The organism is Peribacillus sp. SRI_006 (assembly GCF_057586375.1).
Map to the genome: position 1 here is coordinate 58,231 of NZ_JBYCZT010000020.1, position 18,507 is coordinate 76,737.

The following is an 18,507-nucleotide window of genomic DNA, read 5'->3' on the forward strand; positions in this document are numbered from 1 at the left end:
CAAAGAAAAAAGCCTCCCATTTCCAGGGAGGCTTTTACATTCGGACTATTTTTCTAACATGTTGAATACTTGCTCGACATCTTTGTCTCCCCTGCCTGATAAATTAACGATCAGTATATCATCCCTTGTTAACTCTTTAGCGAGCTTCATGGCGTGAGCTAGGGCATGTGAGCTTTCGAGAGCCGGAATGATTCCTTCTGTTTTGGATAATACCTGAAAAGCCTCAAGAGCTTCTTCCCCTTTTACCGTCACATACTCCGCTCGTCCGCTTTCTTTCAAAAAACTATGCTCGGGCCCCACGCTCGGGTAATCCAAACCTGCAGCTATAGAGAATGTTGGTTTTGGTTCTCCTTGTTCATCCACTAACGTCAAACTTTTGAATCCATGCAATACTGCCGGGACACCTTGCGAAATACTTGGGGCTTCAATCGGTTCAACACCAATTAAACGGACATTTTCTTCATCGAGATAATGAGCAAAAGCACCGATCGCATTACTTCCCCCTCCTGCACAAGCAATGATGGCAGTTGGCAGTATTCCTTCCTTTTCAAGGATTTGGCGTTTTGATTCTTCACTTATGATTGATTGGAAATGTTTAACGATCGTTGGATATGGGTGTGGCCCCACTGCTGAACCAAGCAAGTAAAAAGTATTTTCATAGTTTTGCACCAAGTCATTCAATGCCTCATCAACAGCATCCTTCAATCGACCCTGTCCCTTTTCGACAGCTACGACTTTTGCCCCCAGCAATTCCATCCGAAAGACATTCAATGCCTGCCTCTCCGTATCCAGCTTACCCATATAGATCACACACTCCATGCCAAACATCGCACATGCTGTCGCAGTCGCCACACCATGCTGTCCTGCTCCTGTTTCTGCGATGATGCGTTTAGCACCCCTTCGTTTAGCGAGCAGGATTTGTCCGATCGCATTATTAATTTTATGAGCACCTGTATGGTTCAGATCTTCACGCTTCAAGTATATTTTTGCCCCGCCAACCTTTTCCGTTAAATTCTTTGCAAGTGTTAACGGGTTTTCGCGTCCGACATATTCTTTCAGATAATATCGGAACTCCTCAATGAATGCCGGGTCATCCTTATATTTCAGGAATTCCGTTTCTAAAATATCCATAACTTCCTGAAGTTCACCCGGTATAAAGCTTCCACCGAACTCACCAAAGTATCCCTTGCTCTTGATCTCACTCGTCATACTCTTCTCTACTCCTTTAAAAAGGTATTTTTCTCCACTAGTATATAGTAAGCATTTACACCTTTTCAAACTATTCTGTTTATTCAAACAAAAAGAAGCGTCCCACATCAATGGGACACTTCTTCTCTCTTATACTTCCAATAAATGCGAGCCGTCAAAGAAAAACAAGTAACGGCCGGTTACCTTCTTATTCATTATTCCCTCAACAGCCCTCGTATAAAGCTGAAGCTGCATCTGGTATCGATCGGCAAGAATCCCTTTAGCCCCTTCGAACCCGCTTGCAAAACGGCCGGTGATCGTATCCGTTTTATAGTCGAGAAGCACAAGACCTTGTTCATCCTCAAAGATACAATCAATCACCCCTTGGATAAGGACTTCTTCATCTCCAGCTGTCCAATCGCTGTAAGCTTCCTTTGCAGGCAGCGACATCGTAAATGGCACTTCACGGCGAATGCTTTCGGCCCTCTGCATTCTTTGGCCGATTTCACTCTCGAAGAAATCGACGATCGTCTCCGGATCCACAGCTTCTTTCTGTTCCTCCGTCAACAGCTCACGTTGAATCAGATCAATGATCAGTTGCTGAATCGATTGAATGGTAATCTCTTTAGATAGATCAATATGCTGCATGACTAAATGTGTAATCGTACCCCTTTCAGCAGGAGTTAGAGACTTTTCTTGCATGAAAGTCGGCCGCTTCGTGATAGGCCGCTTAAATTTACGCAACAGCTCTGTGGAGCTTTGCTCGTCCTTGAGTTCATATTGACGTTTTAATTCAGAAACGGATTGCTTGGAACGATACACCGTCGCCTCATGCTCGGGGTACTCCCATTCCAGCTGTTCCTTGATATCATCATAAAACTCGGAAACGATGCCGACCTTCTCCGATTTCTGGACATGTTCAAGCATTTGCTCTTGAACCAGTGCCTCTTCCTCATCCAGAACAGCAAGCTCTTCACTTGGAATGACGGAAATGGACCAATTCGATGGATGCGACTCCATTTCCAGGCCAAGACCTGCAGCACCAAGAGAATCCCGATGTCGGGCAAGGGATGGACCAATCCAATCAAGATAACTTTTTGCACCTGCCCGTACATAGTCCTTCAATAGCCAATCTCCATGTGCCGCATTACTTTCCCAGTTCTGCTGCGTTTTTTCTGCATCATTGATACTGGCAATCAAATAAAGCTTTTCCTTAGCCCTTGTTAGCGCCACGTAGAGGACACGCATCTCCTCGGCAATTAATTCAAGCTGCTTTTTTTTCTTAAAAGCCAATTGAGGGAGGGATGGATAAGTTATCCGTAATTCGGAATTCACGTACTTTGCCGCAAAGCCATAATCTTTATCCAGTAAATAGGACTTTCGTAAATCCATCATATTGAATTGCTTGGAAAGACCGGCAATGAACACGATCGGGAACTCAAGCCCCTTTGACGAGTGAATTGTCATCAGCCGGACTACATCTTCCTGTTCCCCTAAAGCCCGAGCTGCCCCTAAATCATCTCCACGTTCTTGCATCCTTTCTATGAACCGCAAGAAACGGAACAGACCGCGGAAAGAACTTGCTTCATATTGCCTTGCCCTGTCATACAGCGCTCGTAAATTGGCCTGACGCTGTTTGCCGCCCGGCATCCCACCTGCAAAATCATAAAACTGCGTTTCGCGGTATAGGAGCCAGATTAGATCTGATAATGCCTCCTGCCTGGCAAGTTTCCGCCACTTCACAAGTTTTTTATAAAATGCAGAGGCTTTTTCATAAAGCCCCGGATGTTCTTCAGGGTCACTCTTTCTGTAAAAATCAGCTAGTGCTTCGTAATAGCTTCCTGTATGGAATAAACGCACCTTTGACATCTCTTCTTCATCCAACCCAACGATAGGTGAACGGAGAACGGAAGCCAATGGGATATCCTGTTGCGGATTATCAATCACCTTCAATAAGGAAATCATGATGGCCACTTCGGTCGCTTCAAAATACCCCGTGGATAAATTAGCATATACTGGAATTCCCTGCTTTTTAAATTCCTCCATGATTTGCGGTGCCCATGGCATTGAACGAAGAAGAATGACCATGTCCCGATAAGTGGCAGATCGGTACCTTTTGGTTTTCGTATCATATATCCGATGCTTTTCGCTTATAGCCTTTTTAATGAGCTTGGCCATCTGCCTTGCTTCGAGCTGCGCTTTTTCAAGCTCCTCGGCCTCAAATCCGCCATCATATCCTTCCATTTCCGAATGAGCTTCAGGATCGGCTGCTCCATCAATTAAATGGAGTTCGATCGGGTATGGATCGTCTTCGGGATATGGGGCACCTTTTTTCAATTGGGCATCTTCATCATAATCAATCTCACCGACTGTAATGCCCATCAACTGTTGAAACAAGAAATTGGTCCCATCAAGAACTTCCTTTCGGCTCCGGAAATTGCGGTTTAAATCAATTTTCAGTCCGGAATCAACACCGTCATGGGTAAATCGTGTGTATTTTCCAAGGAAGAGATTCGGTTCTGCAAGCCTGAACCGGTAAATGGACTGCTTGACATCGCCTACCATGAAAAGATTCCCATCATATTCTCCGTCAGCCGTCACCAATTTTAAGATCGTTTCCTGAACCAGGTTCGTGTCCTGGTATTCATCCACTAGTACCTCTTTGAACTGGTTCCTGTATTCGATGGCTGCCGCTGAAGGTTTTCGTTCACCATCCACCGTTTCCCCTGTCAAAATTTGAAGACAATAATGTTCCAAATCGGCGAAATCCACCAAGTTCTTTTCTGCTTTTGCAGCAAAGAATCTTTCGTCAAACCGTTTAACAAGCATTACAAGTGTATCGACATAACCCTTAAGCTCCCTTATATCCCGCAGGTAGCTTTCCGGTTTCCGGGAAAATAACTCTTCCTGTAACGATTTGATGATCTTCTTGGCCTTATCCCGGTACTTGGTAGCCTCATCAGCCACTTCCTTGATAAAATCTGCACCGGTAAGGCGTTTTGCCGTCCCGAATTTCACGTTTTGGATTTCCTCATAAAGTGCATTCCACGATTGGTCCTTCACTTCCGAAAGTTTAGCAACCAGTGCAAGATCGGCTAGATAGTTCTCAGCCCTTGGAGCCGGCCCCCCAGGGGTTTTTGTCAACGCAAGCGAGCGTTCCAATAAATCCCTGGCCGTGTCCAATTGTAAACCAATATCGAACTTCAATGAATCGATAAACGAAAGATCATCAATCCCATCATCATCTGCCAGCTCATACATGCTGGCGGCACCATCGAGCCATCGGTCCGGGTTTGGATTCGATTGCGAAAAATCATGCAGCGACCGCACGATATTCTGAAGTGCATCATCATTTCGATCGCTTGTAAAAGCATCGACCAAATTAAAGAACTCTTCGTTATCACTTTGGCCATACTGCTCCTCGAAAAGCTCTTCCATCACTTCATCACGGAGCAGCTGGATCTCCGTTGAATCTGCAATCCGGAAGCCCGGGTCGATATCCGTAAGATAATAATACTTCCTGATCACCTCTAGACAAAACGAATGGAGTGTGGAAATCGAAGCACGATTAATCAAGCTCAACTGCTTACGTAAATGCTGTGAATGTGGATTATCATCGATCGCTTTTTCTAATGCCTCACTTACCCGATGGCGCATTTCGGCAGCCGAGGCATTGGTGAATGTAACCACGAGCAGTTCATCAACATCGATTGGATCTTCTTCTGAAATGACTTTTTGAATGATCCGATTGACCAGTACCGCTGTTTTCCCTGAACCCGCAGCGGCCGCAACCAGGATGTCCTGATCTTTAGCCCATATTGCCTTCCATTGATCTTCCGTCCAGGTCACGTCTCCTGGCAGAGCAGGAATTTTCGTTTTACTCATCGCTCTCCCCCTCTCCCCTTAATAGCTCAAGAACGTCATTTTGTTTCTTCTGTGCCAAATTCCTGAATTGGTTCTCCTCCAGTGACTGGTCGAATTGGCATACAGATTTAAAGGAACAGAAGGTACACGGCGTTTTTTCCTTTAATTTGTATGGAGTAATATCCACATCACCATCGACCATTCGATCTCCAGCCTCCTGATAAATACGGCGCACATGATGATTCAGAAGGGAAAACTCCTCCCTGCTGGCAACTTTGGAAGCCGCCAGGAGCGATCCGTCCTTTTTAAATCCAGCTGGAATGATATCCGACTTACCCGAATTTTCAATATCAAGCGAGGTATCCATCAACTGAATGACATTTGAATGGTCCAGTACAAGTCCATTCATTTTAAAGCTTTTATAAATTTCTTCTTCAATTTTATCCAAACTGAGCATTCCCTTTGATTTGACAACGGGATTATGCACATGAAAATACAAAACTCCTGCTGGAATCGCTTCTTTTCCAATCAGCGACTTGGAATGGGTGACGACGATATCTAGGTATGTCAACATTTGCAGCGCTAGTCCATAATATACTTCACTCATGTTCAGTTCCTTTTCACTCGACTTATAATCGAGCACACGCAAATAGACACCCTCATCTTCTTCCGCTTTATCCACGCGGTCGATCCGCCCGATCAATTCCATCTTCGTACCGTTTTTCAATGTGAAAGAAAGTGGCGGCAGCTCGCCATTTTTTCCGAATCCAAGTTCTAATCCGATTGGAGCAAAACCGCTCGCCTTTGCATGTTCACTTAATACGATCGAGGCACGTCCAATCACGTGTTCGAGTTTCCTGCGTAAATAGTGATGGCGGTTCGTACTTAACAAAATCTGATTTTGGAGTTTAGGAGCAAGTCTCTCCACAGCAATTCTGGCCAGCTCCAAGCATTGTTCCGGGGTCAATGTAGACCAAGGAATATCATGTTCCTTCAAGTAATCGGAAATCATTTTCAACGCTCCATGGAACATCTCGCCTATATCCGGGGCATCCAAACGGAAAATCTGCCTTTCCCTCAATTTCAAGCCATGAGCCGCATAATGGGAAAACGGGCAGCTATTGAACATTTCCATCCTGGATACACTCGTAAGAATGCTCTCACCGTATAATTGCTTACTTGTTTCCTCAGTTAATTTCTTTGTCCTATTTTGATAAAAAAGGCTCGATAAAACCTTAGTTGCTGAAGGACCGGCCATTTCATCATCAATAATGGAATTATATACATCCCACCATAGTGAATGGATTGGATAGTTCCTTTTCTTCAGCTGCAATTGGGCAGCCAGGTACGAAAGGGCAACATCATGATTCGCTGCATATTTCACCTGTTCCTCTGCAGACAGATCGGACGGATCGTTCATATAATACACATCGGAAACATTAGGCAATACGTCCCTTACCCGTTTCAAATAGGATGAAGGTAAAAGCGCCTTCCCTTCCTCATCGGCAAGCGGATATGATAAATAAAGGGCCTCGGCAGGCGTAGTGAATGCTTTGTACGCTGTGAACTCCTCATCCAGCAGGCGCACTTTCGAACTTGGGGCAACATCAAGTCCACCAGCCAGCAGCACATCACGATCACTATCTGAAAATATCCCGTCAGATACTGCTTTTCCCGGCAGAACCCCTTCGTTCAATCCGATAACAAAAGCTGTCTTCACATCATCCAGGCGGGATAAATCTAGATTAGCGACTAATACTTGGTCAATTGCCGGCGGTACCAAAGAAAATTCAAGAGACTCCAAACCAGCTTCAATGATTACCGCAAACTGTTTCATGGAAAGCTCTTCCCCGCTCAGCAGTTCAACGAATTGGTCCAATAGGTCGACAACCGCATTCCATGTTTGCTCATGCTCTCTTGCCGATACCAAATCACCTGCTTCTTCTGCCTCCAGTTTCAGCTTTTCCAATTTTTCCGGTATATGCAATTCTTCAAGATATAGATAAAGGGCTTCACACAATTCCCTGCCATTAGCAGCCTTTTTAGCCCGTTTTGAGAGCCTCAAGATGGGCTCGGTAAATAATTGCTTCATTTCATTCAACTCTTGCTCAAGCATCATTTCCTTATCCGTTTGGTTCCGGTCCTCGAGTTCCAGACCGCGGAAGCGCCGGTAGGTCCAACGATCTTTGGACGTCCACCCGCTTCCTTTAATGCCGCGGGCCAGCACATAGTTTTCCAGCTTATCTACCTGTTCACGCATCCGGTCGTGGTTTTTTTGCAGCGGAAATAGAAGCTCCGTCTTGATTGCACGAAATACCGGTTCATAACGCCAATAGCCATTGATGATCTCCAAAGTCGAACGAATCAGTTCAATCAGAGGATGATTCAGCATCGTCCGTTTGGAATCGACGAACAAGGGAATTTGATAATCCCGAAAAACGGTTTGTAAAATATCTGCGTATGCTTCCCCGTTACGGACTAAAATCGCAATATCACGGAAACGGTGCTGTTTCTGTCTGACCAGCGACAAGATATCCCGGGCAACTCCTTCAATCTCAGCTCTGCGGTTAACTGCCTGGGCGATCGTTACATCAGGTGACTGCTGCTCAAACGTTCGTGCAGGACGAATGGAAAAATAAGTTTCCAGATGATTCAGCCCCGGACTCTTTCCAAACCTTTCCGATCTTTTTAAGATTCGATCTTCTGAAATCGGTATGCCATTCCTCAATCCAGCCTGATATAGGTGATGATAAAGGTTTCCCGTTTGCCTGAACAATTGCAAATCATCCGGAGCATATTGCCTGTAGGGCTGATCTAACGTCAGCGAGACCGTTACACTCCTGCACAGCTTCATCAATTCTTCAACAATCAATAATTCCTGTGGAGTCAAGCTATAAAAACCATCGATATATATATCCGCATTCCTTATATATGAAGACTCTGACATTTTTTCGATCAGCAAAGTGAAATAATCTTCGGAGTCTAAATATTTATTGACCATTTCATCCTCAAAAGCCTGATAGACCAATTCAAGATCATGCAGTTTATCCTGAATGCCGCTGCCGGCCTGTGAGGTTTCAGCCAAATAGTTTTGAATGTCATCAGGTTGGATGCAATACTGCTTGAACTCAGCCAGCATCAGCTCCATCTGTGCAATGAACCCCTGCTTATCAGCAGATCGACTGAACATCTTTAACTCTTCCTTTTTATCATCCATGATCTTCCGTATCAGCATATTAACGCCAACACTGTCCAGATGCAGCCGGCTCATCCCCCCGGTTTCCTGAAGAACGCGCCAAGCAAGCCTGCTAAAACTGAAAACCTGTGTCCGGATCATTCCGGCAAGGCCTGGTGTTTTAATTAATTTATATTCAGATAGAAACGTCATCTGATCAGGAACGAGGTAGATAATTGGATTTCCTTCGGGATCTTCTGCCAATTTAGAGCGGATTTCGTCCAATATATTCGAAGTTTTCCCTGTACCCGATCTTCCCAGTAAAAAACGGAGTGACATCTCTTTTCCCCCTTACAACATAATATCTAGATCCATCATACCAGAAATACTTTCGTCTTTATGACTAGGTTTCTGTTTCCAATTAGATTTACTTTCTATTATTTTACCGTCTCCCTTAAAAAAACACCAATCGTACGTTCGCGTTTCCCCCAAAAGAAAAAGCCCGCATCTTACTCGGGCTTCCACAATCACTCACCTGTAAACTTAAAATTGAAATCATTGACCGGCCAATATCGAACATCCACTTTACCGACAACATTTTCTACCGGTATATAACCAAAGTGACGGCTGTCAGCACTTTCAAGACGATTATCACCCATGACAAAAAGCTTGCCCTCCGGAACTTTGGTCATATCCGTCAATTCTTTTAATGTAAAATCACCTGTAAAATCCTGTCCTGGGAAACCTTCCTTGAATTTCTCAAGATAAGGCTCATCCACTTTCTTACCATTTACGTAAAGCCAATCATCTTTATAACGAATACGGTCACCTGCAACCCCTATAACCCGCTTAACATAATCTTCTTGTGAATTCGCATGAAAAACAATAATGTCAAAACGGTTGATATCATGAATCTGGTAATTGATTTTATTCACGACAAGTTTATTTCCATCTTCAAGGGTCGGCTGCATCGACTTTCCTTCAACATCATAGCTTGAAAAGAGAAATGTACGGATTAAGATGTAAATAACAAAAGCTATCATCGCTGGTTTTATCCAATCGGATAAAGAATTCTTGTTTGTTTTTTCCATCTACTTCAACCCCTACTGCATTTATATATTAATTTATTGCCCTTCTTCTCTCTTCATGCTTTTATTTAACCGGACTTCCAGCCTTTTCCCCACATACCATAGGATAAAGATGACGATTCCGATAATGATCGTTCGCACAGGTTTATGAATCAATGATACTAAATCGTAACCTACGAAGCTGATCGTAAAAATCATCACCGCCTTCCCTCCAATTACTGCAAGTCCATATTGCAGGGTACTGACTTTTGAAAGTCCTGCCACGATATTAACGATAGCCGAAGGTGTAAAAGGGAAGCAGAGCAATATGAACAAAGGACCGAATCCATGGCTCTCAACCCATACCATCAACCTCTGCACCTGTTTATGTCTTTGCAAAAATCGGAAAAACCTCATTTGACCATATCTTCTAATAATCCAAAAGATCAAAAAGGACCCCGCTACCGCACCAATCCAAGAAAATAAAAACCCCCACCAGAGACCAAATGCCGTTGCATTGGCAAGCACGAACACCACTAAGGGCAAAAAAGGCAAAAATGCTTCCAGCATCGGCAGTAAGATTCCGGGAATTGGACCGAATGAGCGATATTGCTGAATAAGTGCCGATATATGATCAAGTGTAAACCACTCACGTATAGTATCCAAATCCATAATTATCTCCCTCGACATGCTGCCATCAAAGCAGCATAAACTTATTAAAAACCGTTTATTTTAGATATATCACTTTCCCCCGAAATTGCAAGAATTATTATCCATATATCTTCATACTTTCCCTATCTCCGGAAAACATAATCTTGTTAACGAATATTTCTAGATTTATCAAAACTGCTTGCATAACCACTGAAAATACATTAGGATAAAAACGGAACAAATGTTCTCGTTTTTTCAGGATATACATATTAGTATTAAAAACGCGCTATTTAGAAAGGGGCGGTCATGATGACCCGCATTCCAGAAGGTGACCGAAATATGATTGAAAAAGCCATCTACCTCCCTATGGTTATTACAGTCTTAAACCGGGATCTCAAGGTCATCGAAATTAGTCCGTTTAAATTAAAAAGGCCCTATTCGGAGCTGGTGGAACATATTTTAAAAGTGGTTCAAGACGAACTTGCCGAAGTACGGCGCTATTTGCGCAAAGAGAATATTAAAATTAGTGAAATCAAACGCGATGAATCCTTCACGATGTATTGTTTTTTATATAAAGGATACGAGGAACATCATAATTATTTCAATCCCCGCCTTCGCAACAAAACCGAAGACTTGTTATGTTATTACTTTTTCGAAAAAAAACCCTCAAGGGATTAACGGGTTAAAAGGGAGCCTTCCGGAAGGATACAAATTCCCTTGGATGTAAAAAGGTTGACCATAAAAAAGCATCGCATCTTTCCTGGCATAAAGGTAAGGGAGTCTTTCATGATCAAGATCGATTAGACTCGCTTACCTCCATTCCCCCTGTTTGAATATTCCATAACATCATAATTTAATTGGCTAGTTCAAACCAAGGCATAACCTATGTAATCAAGTGCATACTGAATATCCTTTTAACATTTAAGTTTTAAGTCTCATTAAATGAAAGTTAATTACATGCTCCATGACAAAGGTTGGAGTGGCACCCGTTATGATCGACTCATCATATTGAAGAAAAGGATAGGAAAACAGTCAGCTTCGACAAATCGATGTAAAAGTAACCAATATCATGATCCGCCGCAGAATGTAACACGTATTCATGATTTGCCATGATCGATTGCCGTCAACAATTCCCTGCATCGAAAGAATGGAAATTCCTTTAGGACGATGGGACGCTTAAAAAGCCCATGTTATCCTTTGTTGGATCAAGCCCTCGCATGTCGGATGAAATGTCTGCCATGGATTTCAGATAGTTAATATCTTCTTCCAAAAATACCTTTTACATTTAACTGCGTTACTTCAAGTTCCCTTGTAATGGCATCCTTCATTAAAAGTTTGCTGTATGCATAGCATCGCCTTTGTTCTTGGTGATTAAACGGCAGAATGTCGACGCTGCATCCTTCTGGTATATTACCCTCTTCCCTATTAAAGGAACCGAGGACTGCCAATAGCCGCTTCTCCACTTCTTGTTACACTAGCGGTTTGCACAATTACTGCTCACTGATTAAGGCAACAGTTTCGACGAAATTGTCCTTAACGATTAAAAGGTCTGGCCCGTTTGTTCATTATTAAGCGACATTTAATTTCCATTCATCTATTATAACTATACGTCTAAACTATCATTTTAGTGTCAGTACAACGTTATTAGGAAAGATGTTAATTTCATATCCATACTTATTATTATCTACTAGTAACAACCTCTTTATATTAAATGTATAAAGCAAAAAGAATTTCCAGAAAAACAAAATCTTTTGTGAAATACTGAACAAAAGATACATCATCGGTGTCTATTATATTATGTATTAAGGAGTCAATCATTAAGGAAACTTATACTCATCCCTAATTTCTTATGATAACCATTCAATATTTTATTTGCATGGTTTAATTTGTAGCCAAAAGGGTTCCTATCTAAATTTTAAACCAAAGTTGCTTGGAACGAAAGGTGCAAACGCGCCGAGGAGGCTCACGGACCGCCCGCGGAAAGCGAGTGCCTGGAGGGTAATAAACGTTTAAATTGTACAATCCTAAAAAAACAGAAACAATCTCTTTAACAAAATATTTTGTTGGTAATCCTAACATTCTCCGGGAGCCTGCTCCTTGAATATATGCCAACTTCACACTCTTTTCTGAGAGAAATAGTTGATTCTTTAAAATAATGGCATTACATTTTCATTCAAGAGATTAATCATAAATACCCAGGGTCATTTTCCCTAACCATAAATCCAAACAACACATTCCTTTTTTTACCAAAAATAAAAACCGTGTCAATATTCCCATTTTTTCGGTTACACATGGTAAATTATTAACTGGAGGGGAAAAATGAAGAAAATAAATATTCTACTGGTGGCTGTTCTTGTTTTGTCTTTATTCACTGGACTTAAAACAACTGAGGCAGCCTCAAATGTAAAGGTACATTTCATCAACGTTGGACAAGGAGATTCAATCCTGATACAAACCGCTAATGAAAACGTTTTAATCGATGGCGGCGGTAAAGGAAAGGGTGACGAGGTTGTTGCCTACCTAAAAAAACAAAAGGTAAAAACACTTACTGCATTAGTTTCCACTCACCCAGATGCGGATCATGTTGGCGGTCTTGCTCATGTGATTAAATCGCTTAATGTAAAATCTGTGTATGTCCCTAAAGTTTCACATACTACCCAGGCATACAAAGACTTTTTAACGGCTGTCAAGAAGAAGAAGCTTACAATAAAAAAAGCGAAGACGGGCGTGGAAATCAACACTAAAGCAAAGGATAATTCCCTTAAATTCATTGCACCTGTTAAGGACTATGCTAAGTCTGACTTAAATAATTGGAGTGCTGTCCTGTTGCTTAAACACGGCAAAAAAACATTCTTGTTTACAGGTGATGCCGAAGAAAAAGCAGAGAAGGATATGCTGGCTAAAAAACTGGTACCAAGTGTGGATGTACTTAAAGTAGGCCATCATGGTGCAAAAACATCGACAAGTTCAGCTTTCATCAACAAAACAAAACCGAAATATGCTGTAATAAGTGTAGGGAAAAATGGCTATGGGCATCCTACTTCCACTGTTATAAAACGGTTGAATTCAGTGAAAGCCAAAACTTATCGCACAGATAAATCAGGTAACATTATTTTTACTTCTACAGGTCAGAAAATTACTGTAAAGACGGTGAAATAATTGGTACAAGGAATTATTGATCGCTTCGAAGGAAAGATCGCTGTCGTGGAAATCGATGGTGGTGACATGAAGGATTTCCCTAAAAGTGCTCTTCCCAAGGGAGCAAAAGTAGGAGATATGCTGATTATCGATGGTGATACCATCACCATTTCCAAAGAAGGAACTGAAAAATTAAGAAAAGAAATTGACGATTTAATGGATGAATTATTCGAAGATTGATTCCAGGGCCCTTCTTTAATAAGAAGGGCTTGCTTTAAATTTGATTATTCCCGTTTGGGATTCTTCTCTGATTTTTCCCCTGAACCCCCTCTTATCGCGGTATATACTTTGAGATTACCTCTGAAGCCTTGACTCCATTAGCATCAGTGAATAGATAAAAGGATTTCCTCTTTGTTTCCTCAATCCTCTGGATCAATTTCGTTTTTAAAAAAGAGGTCCGGTGCAGCTGGTTTTCGAAAGAGCTGCATGACACTGCTATATCGATGGTTTGTCTATTCCTGAATGTGATGGTTGTATGTTTGGAATCCAGGCGCTCATAGGATACCACATGTTCATGTGATAACCAGATGCATTGAGGACGTAACGGAGATGTAGTTGGAAAGAAGAATATCGAACTGGTCGGATCAATCGCAATCGGTGCTTTATGGGTGATGTTTATGAGCTGTTTCGTGCCTTGCTTGCGTCCTTCATAACTTGATCCGAAGAACTCGCAGCTTTTCTTTATTATTTCCATAGGTTTAAACGGGGAGATGAACTCGTCCTCCATTTCAATGATACGGGCATATATTTTACTGCCGTAATTAATTGGCGCAACCATTAGTGTATGTGGCGTGATTTCATATTCCTCGATGATTCCCTGATTGTTTTCCTTCATTTTTAATCCACCTCTTCCTCATTGCTAAACATCGCTATCACTTTCCAAAGCTTATATTCTTAATTGCTTGTACCCTTCCATTCCTGTCCAAGAAGAGTGAAGGGGGATAGTAAATGTATGTTAAATTACTCACTATAATAGCATAGACCTTAAACATATAAAGCAAGTTCACAAAAAATTTGAAATTCTTTTATATAGTGGCTTTTTCGTCATCTAAACGACACATTCTCTATCGTAATTTAAATTTTTTAAATTTTCAGTTGATTTTATCCGCTCAAATCCATATAATAATAAAAAGGGTCAGGGGTGGTAACTTTGAAAAATGAAAAATCTTATTCAGAGTCAGTGAAGTCCTTATCAATGAGCGAAATGAAAAACGATGCCGTGGTTCAGGAAATGTTAATTGATATGATTATTCAGGAAGCCGTCCTTACTACCAAAAAGAATCTCCTTGCAAAACAGATCGATGATGCCTTGGATATGAAAAACAAACCTTTATTCTTAAAACTAAGTTCTGAAATGAACGTTTTACTAAAACAATTTGGAAATTAACATTCATGATCAAAAAAGCCTCCCATAATGTCGGGAGGCTTTTTTTCATTATCATCACTCTTTATGAAACATACCCATGACCTCAGCAGTTTCGGTTATATTAACAAAAGCATTCGGATCCACTTCTTTTATCATCGTTTTTACATCGGTTAACTGATAACGTGTAATGACTGTCATCATTACTTTGCTCTTTTCTCCTGAATATGCACCTTCACCATCCATGACTGTAATTCCACGATATAGGTTGGTCAGGAGCTTCGTTTTCATTTCGTCACTCTTTTTGGTAACGATCATCAATGTTAATTTAATGTGATTGGAATGGATCGTATCGATCACCTTTCCTGCTGCATAAATGGAAATCAACGTATATAATGCGGCATCCCAACCGAAGATGAAGCCTGAGATTACCACCACAACAGCATTCATCACCGAAAGCAATGTACCAAGCGGAAAGTCGCTCTTCTTAGCCAATAGCATGGCAATGATATCAAAGCCGCCAGAAGACCCCGAAGCGCGAAAGACGATGCCTATACCGATTCCCGATATGATTCCGCCAAATAAAGAAGACAAAATCGGTTCAGTGGAAATACCGTGAACTGGAATGAGGTATAAACTGATGGAAATCACGACAACTGATAATATCGTATAGGTGATAAAGCGTCTCCCTAATTTCAGGTAACCAAGAATCAGCAATGGCAGGTTCATCAGAAAATTCAATATCCCTGTGTTGACTGGGGTGATGATTCCGAACATGATCGCAAGTCCACTAAGTCCGCTGCTTAAAATTAAATGTGGTATCAAAAATAAGTTGTAGGCCACTGCCACAAGCACTGAGCCTACAGTGATCAAAAGTACATTATACATATCCGATCTCCTTAAAACGAACTGGGAATTTAATTTATTATAGTAGAGAACCTAAGATTTTTTAAAATAATAGTTTTTTCTGAAAACGACTACAAACTTCCACTTTCCGAAGAAAAAAAGCCAGCTGGTTTTCAGCTGGCTTTCACTCACCCTTTGTATCTGCATTTTCAACCGTTGAAATCCGTTCGAGCATGGTCGGATGGGAATACCGCAGCCATTTAACCAGGAATGGCGGGTTGACCTGACTCAAACCCGACCTCGTGAGTTCCTGGAAAGTCGTGATTGCTGATTCTTTGTCCCCGGTCATTTCAATGGCATAACGGTCAGCCCTTGTTTCCTGATATCTGGAAACATAATTGGACAGCGGACTCGAAGCAAAGAGCAGCACAGACGTTATCAAGAGAAATAACGGAAGAGATGATATGCTGTCAACCGAACGGACCTTTAACTGATGGCCCCAGCGACCAATGATAAAGTTCATGATTTTCGAAGTCAGCCACAAACCGATTAATGTCAGTCCTAAATAACCTGCAATCCCTATATAAATGTGCTTTTCCACATAATGAGCCATTTCATGTGCCATGATAAAAAGGATTTCATCTTCCTTCAGTTTGTTCAGGGTCGTATCCCAAAGTACTATTCTTGAGTTGGAACCTATGCCGGTAACATATGCATTCAAGGCATTTGTCTTTTCCGCCATATTTACTTCATACACGTGTTCAGCCGGGATCTCAGCCTGTGAGGCTAGTGCCAATATTTCCGTTTCCAGCTCTTTATTTTTGAGAGGATAGAATTCATTGTACAGCGGATCAATCAATACAGGCTGAACGAACATCAGGAACAAGGAAAAAGGAATGGACAACATCCAAGCATAGAGCCACCACTTCTTCACACTTTTCTTCATTAACCAATATAAAACGGAAACGATGATGAACATCATCCCAAAATTCACCCAAAATTCGATGACTCCATCCTTCATCCACGAGGTGAAACTTTGTGTACTTATGTGGTAACTCTTGCTCATTCGATATCCAATGAAACTGATTGGAAATAGAGCCAGGTATGAAATAACGGAAAGCCAGAATAAGTAAATGCCCGTTCTGATCGCTTTCCGTCTCGAGACTGCCATTGACGATTTTTCAAATGCCTTTGAAAAACCGAATAATAATATGAAGAAATACAGAAGCCATTCATATGGTGTCGATACGAAAAAAATAAAATTCCGCAGTCCTGAATACTCTTCACTAAGCTTTAGTTCCCTTGCATTCAGGAATGTTGCAGGATCTGCTGCCGTTCCACGCAAAGCTTCGGGAATGGTCGTATCCGCTCCATAAAAAATATACCAATACATCGCTGCTGCATAAAGGATATATAATATAATCGCTCTTCCAGCCCATTTTCTAACCATGATGCCCCTCCTTAAAACGAATCTCCCTCTTAATAGTTTAATCCAAAATGGACAGGTTAGAACCGGATTTCCCTTATTATTCACTTCTTACAATTCCCATCATTTTGTTGAATATTTCACAGAATACTCCATCAGTCAAACATGCACTTCCGGGATGGGAGTTTTAAGGCAACGACGAATTTATTCCTTTGCCTATTTGCTAAAGTGAAATCGTTTCATCAAAGGATTTTAAATGTGAATTTGATTTATAATGAATGAGACCGATTAACGGAACGGCGGGCATGATTGATCATCCCTTCATCCCGCTATTTTGCAAACCATACAAAAGTGCCATAAGCTCCGGTCGATTATTAACATTCAGTTTTTTGTAAATACGGCTTATATAGTTTTTTACCGTGCCGATCGATAGAAAAAGTTTTTTGGAAATTTGCTGATTCGTTTCGCCTTGGGTTAGCAGGATAAGCAGTTCATGCTCGCGTTTAGAAAAAGCCCCCAATTTTCCGATTGCCTTTTCCAAAGTTACTGGTGATCTTTCAACATCCCGCTCCAGCCTTTTCATTAAAATTGATTTGAATGAGGCAGGATAAACGATCTGACCGTTGGCACATTGACGGATTGCCGACAACACTTGTTTCATTCCGCCATCCTGTAACACATAACCTGCTGCACCATGACCTATTGCTTCAATAAGATAGTGATTTTCTGAATAGTCAGTAAAAACGACGAAAGGAGTGGATGGGTGTTTTTCCTTAAGGACTTGCATGACTTCTTGTCCATACCTCCCTGAAGAGCGGGCATCAATAAGAATGACATCTGGTATGACTGATGTATGATCAGAATCAAGAAGGTCCATTTCATTTCCAGTCATCCCTATGACCTTAATGTCACCTTCTTGTTCGATGATTCCCTCAATTCCTCCCTGACCACCATATATCATTAGCTTAATCGACTTCATAACCTCACCTGTTACTTTTTTTATTTGTTATTAATCCGATAGTTTTTTATAATTGTTCGCCATAGAATAGTTCTAATGGTCTATATTTTACATCATTAATTCACCTGTTAACAAATTTAAACTGTAAAAAATACTTTTAATAATTGAGTTCCTCCTGACAATAAAAAAGGCTATCAACCCGTTTGACTTCAGGATGATAGCCTTTTTCTTTGTTCCTCATCTATGAGCGTATCAAGTTTCATGATGCTTTCCTTTGCCCGGGGAAAATCAATTTTGCGATAATGGTGTTTTCCGCCTTCTTCTTCATCTTTTTCGTCGGCCCATTTGACGACTTGCTGAAGCGGTGTACGAATAATATCATTCGAAGGTAAGAACGAATCGGTATGAAATAAAATGGCGAGGGAAATGGTCTTTGCCTTGATCGGGTTTTCTCCCAAGCGGATTAACAGTTTATGTGCTCGTTCGGCACCTTTGATGGGGTGAATATCATTTTGTTTATAAAGATCATAATCCCATTTACCATTGCGATACCAGGTGAAATGACCCATATCATGCAATAGCCCGGCTTTAGCGGCAATATCAGGGTCGACATTATATTCATTTGCTAAGTGAAACGCATGGTATGCTACCGCAATCGCATGTGCCAGACCTGAACGATTCAAGTATTTTTGAGCAATGGGATGTGTAAAAATATCCAAAAGTTTTACATCTCTCATCTAACCCCTCCTTACAATATTGTGGAAATTTTTA

At 41.4% G+C, this 18,507-nt stretch carries 15 protein-coding genes; 4 read left to right on the plus strand and 11 right to left on the minus strand.

What is annotated here, in order from left to right; translation table 11 throughout:
• Nucleotides 1-45 precede the first annotated feature (45 nt).
• The 5 genes from trpB to AC2YHV_RS24120 form a co-directional block, all read right to left on the minus strand.
• Complete coding sequence (gene trpB, locus AC2YHV_RS24100) at nucleotides 46-1,209, minus strand: tryptophan synthase subunit beta (RefSeq protein ID WP_487374346.1); 1,164 nt, start codon at nucleotides 1,207-1,209, stop codon at nucleotides 46-48.
• Nucleotides 1,210-1,338: 129 nt separating this feature from the next.
• Nucleotides 1,339-5,073 (minus strand): helicase-exonuclease AddAB subunit AddA, encoded by a 3,735-nt coding sequence (addA, locus tag AC2YHV_RS24105; RefSeq protein WP_487374347.1) that lies wholly within the window; start codon nucleotides 5,071-5,073, stop codon nucleotides 1,339-1,341.
• The gene (gene addB, locus AC2YHV_RS24110; RefSeq protein WP_487374348.1) at nucleotides 5,066-8,566 is read right to left on the minus strand and encodes a helicase-exonuclease AddAB subunit AddB; all 3,501 of its coding nucleotides are present in this window, start codon (nucleotides 8,564-8,566) and stop codon (nucleotides 5,066-5,068) included. Before addB ends, addA begins: the two co-directional genes overlap by 8 nt.
• 188 nt (nucleotides 8,567-8,754) lie before the next feature.
• Nucleotides 8,755-9,318, minus strand: coding sequence for a signal peptidase I (gene lepB, locus AC2YHV_RS24115; protein WP_053534099.1), 564 nt, complete (start codon nucleotides 9,316-9,318; stop codon nucleotides 8,755-8,757).
• A 33-nt stretch (nucleotides 9,319-9,351) separates the two neighbouring features.
• Nucleotides 9,352-9,966, minus strand: coding sequence for a TVP38/TMEM64 family protein (locus AC2YHV_RS24120; protein ID WP_377331302.1), 615 nt, complete (start codon nucleotides 9,964-9,966; stop codon nucleotides 9,352-9,354).
• Between the two features lie 288 nt (nucleotides 9,967-10,254).
• Here AC2YHV_RS24120 and AC2YHV_RS24125 point away from each other — a divergent pair, with 288 nt between their 5' ends.
• Nucleotides 10,255-10,623: a YhjD family protein gene (locus AC2YHV_RS24125; RefSeq protein WP_328118116.1), complete on the plus strand. Its 369-nt coding sequence runs from the start codon at nucleotides 10,255-10,257 to the stop codon at nucleotides 10,621-10,623.
• A 575-nt stretch (nucleotides 10,624-11,198) separates the two neighbouring features.
• Here AC2YHV_RS24125 and AC2YHV_RS24130 read toward each other — a convergent pair.
• A complete protein-coding gene (locus AC2YHV_RS24130; protein WP_106026623.1) occupies nucleotides 11,199-11,393 on the minus strand; it encodes a hypothetical protein in 195 nt (64 codons plus the stop codon).
• Between the two features lie 871 nt (nucleotides 11,394-12,264).
• Between AC2YHV_RS24130 and AC2YHV_RS24135 the strand changes: the two genes are divergently transcribed.
• Both AC2YHV_RS24135 and AC2YHV_RS24140 read left to right on the plus strand, forming a co-directional pair.
• A complete protein-coding gene (locus tag AC2YHV_RS24135) occupies nucleotides 12,265-13,104 on the plus strand; it encodes a ComEC/Rec2 family competence protein (RefSeq protein ID WP_487374349.1) in 840 nt (279 codons plus the stop codon).
• On the plus strand, nucleotides 13,105-13,323 hold the full coding sequence (locus AC2YHV_RS24140) for a DUF3006 domain-containing protein (protein ID WP_057275817.1): 219 nt from the start codon (nucleotides 13,105-13,107) through the stop codon (nucleotides 13,321-13,323). It abuts the gene before it with no gap.
• Nucleotides 13,324-13,414: 91 nt separating this feature from the next.
• Here AC2YHV_RS24140 and AC2YHV_RS24145 read toward each other — a convergent pair whose 3' ends face one another.
• The gene (locus AC2YHV_RS24145) at nucleotides 13,415-13,978 is read right to left on the minus strand and encodes a competence protein ComK (protein WP_063577099.1); all 564 of its coding nucleotides are present in this window, start codon (nucleotides 13,976-13,978) and stop codon (nucleotides 13,415-13,417) included.
• 315 nt (nucleotides 13,979-14,293) lie between these two features.
• Here AC2YHV_RS24145 and AC2YHV_RS24150 point away from each other — a divergent pair, with 315 nt between their 5' ends.
• Entirely contained in the window at nucleotides 14,294-14,530 is a 237-nt protein-coding gene (locus AC2YHV_RS24150; protein WP_048680068.1) for an IDEAL domain-containing protein, read from the plus strand.
• 54 nt (nucleotides 14,531-14,584) lie between these two features.
• Here AC2YHV_RS24150 and AC2YHV_RS24155 read toward each other — a convergent pair whose 3' ends face one another.
• The 4 genes from AC2YHV_RS24155 to AC2YHV_RS24170 all read right to left on the minus strand — a co-directional run bounded on the left by AC2YHV_RS24155 (nucleotide 14,585) and on the right by AC2YHV_RS24170 (nucleotide 18,473).
• Entirely contained in the window at nucleotides 14,585-15,394 is an 810-nt protein-coding gene (locus tag AC2YHV_RS24155; protein ID WP_063577100.1) for a YitT family protein, read from the minus strand.
• A 142-nt stretch (nucleotides 15,395-15,536) separates the two neighbouring features.
• Entirely contained in the window at nucleotides 15,537-16,802 is a 1,266-nt protein-coding gene (locus tag AC2YHV_RS24160; RefSeq protein WP_063577101.1) for a M48 family metallopeptidase, read from the minus strand.
• A gap of 289 nt (nucleotides 16,803-17,091) precedes the next feature.
• Complete coding sequence (locus AC2YHV_RS24165; RefSeq protein ID WP_487374350.1) at nucleotides 17,092-17,757, minus strand: LuxR C-terminal-related transcriptional regulator; 666 nt, start codon at nucleotides 17,755-17,757, stop codon at nucleotides 17,092-17,094.
• 188 nt (nucleotides 17,758-17,945) lie between these two features.
• Nucleotides 17,946-18,473, minus strand: a complete 528-nt coding sequence (locus AC2YHV_RS24170) for an HD domain-containing protein (RefSeq protein WP_034314654.1) — start codon at nucleotides 18,471-18,473, stop codon at nucleotides 17,946-17,948.
• Between the last annotated feature and the right edge of the window lie 34 nt (nucleotides 18,474-18,507).

Excerpts from the sequence above, each read along its gene's own strand:
- trpB (WP_487374346.1), bottom strand. The coding sequence starts at position 1,209 with ATGACGAGTGAGATCAAGAGCAAGGGATACTTTGGTGAGTTCGGTGGA.
- addA (WP_487374347.1), bottom strand. The coding sequence starts at position 5,073 with ATGAGTAAAACGAAAATTCCTGCTCTGCCAGGAGACGTGACCTGGACG.
- addB (WP_487374348.1), bottom strand. The coding sequence starts at position 8,566 with ATGTCACTCCGTTTTTTACTGGGAAGATCGGGTACAGGGAAAACTTCG.
- lepB (WP_053534099.1), bottom strand. The coding sequence starts at position 9,318 with ATGGAAAAAACAAACAAGAATTCTTTATCCGATTGGATAAAACCAGCG.
- AC2YHV_RS24120 (WP_377331302.1), bottom strand. The coding sequence starts at position 9,966 with ATGGATTTGGATACTATACGTGAGTGGTTTACACTTGATCATATATCG.
- AC2YHV_RS24125 (WP_328118116.1), top strand. The coding sequence starts at position 10,255 with ATGACCCGCATTCCAGAAGGTGACCGAAATATGATTGAAAAAGCCATC.
- AC2YHV_RS24135 (WP_487374349.1), top strand. The coding sequence starts at position 12,265 with ATGAAGAAAATAAATATTCTACTGGTGGCTGTTCTTGTTTTGTCTTTA.
- AC2YHV_RS24145 (WP_063577099.1), bottom strand. The coding sequence starts at position 13,978 with ATGAAGGAAAACAATCAGGGAATCATCGAGGAATATGAAATCACGCCA.
- AC2YHV_RS24155 (WP_063577100.1), bottom strand. The coding sequence starts at position 15,394 with ATGTATAATGTACTTTTGATCACTGTAGGCTCAGTGCTTGTGGCAGTG.
- AC2YHV_RS24160 (WP_063577101.1), bottom strand. The coding sequence starts at position 16,802 with ATGGTTAGAAAATGGGCTGGAAGAGCGATTATATTATATATCCTTTAT.
- AC2YHV_RS24165 (WP_487374350.1), bottom strand. The coding sequence starts at position 17,757 with ATGAAGTCGATTAAGCTAATGATATATGGTGGTCAGGGAGGAATTGAG.
- AC2YHV_RS24170 (WP_034314654.1), bottom strand. The coding sequence starts at position 18,473 with ATGAGAGATGTAAAACTTTTGGATATTTTTACACATCCCATTGCTCAA.